Origin of the sequence: Rhizobium sp. 18055 (genome assembly GCF_902706285.1) — a bacterium.
Lineage (GTDB): Bacteria > Pseudomonadota > Alphaproteobacteria > Rhizobiales > Rhizobiaceae > Rhizobium.
Window position 1 is genome coordinate 1 of record NZ_CACSKD010000409.1, and the last position, 406, is coordinate 406.

A 406-nucleotide genomic window follows, 5' to 3' on the forward strand; every position below is an offset into this window, starting at 1 on the left:
GTAAAGTACGTTCTCTAATCCCTGTAGGTGATAATTTACTATCCAACTTAATTGTGAAGGAATCTCCCGGTTGAGTATCTGGTTTAACTTTAAGTTCAAAAGCTAACTTTATAAATTCTCCACTGGTCATCCACACTGCATCTTCATTATCTTTTTTTGTATCACTTCGCGTTGAAGTCAGCTCGTATTTTAATACTTCAACTACATTTTCTACTTTAGGCTGTCTAATGACAGTATTGCCTCTAGACTCTGATATTTTCTCTTCAGATGTTGACTTGGTGGATTTTATATATTTGGCTTCCACAATTCCGTAATGATTAACTCTGATTTCATAGTAATCGTTCAATAACTGATAACCTTCAGGCGCTTTAGTCTCTCTAAGGGTATACGTTCCTTTCGTTAGATT

1 protein-coding gene and 1 pseudogene are annotated in these 406 nt (G+C 35.2%); both read right to left on the minus strand.

Annotated features, from left to right (window positions below; genetic code table 11):
- A partial coding sequence (locus GVL52_RS29745; RefSeq protein ID WP_244619357.1) for a hypothetical protein occupies positions 1–346 on the minus strand: 346 nt, incomplete at its 3' end.
- A 12-nt stretch (positions 347–358) separates the two neighbouring features.
- Positions 359–406 (minus strand): annotated as a pseudogene (locus tag GVL52_RS32480) (hypothetical protein); the annotation flags it as partial.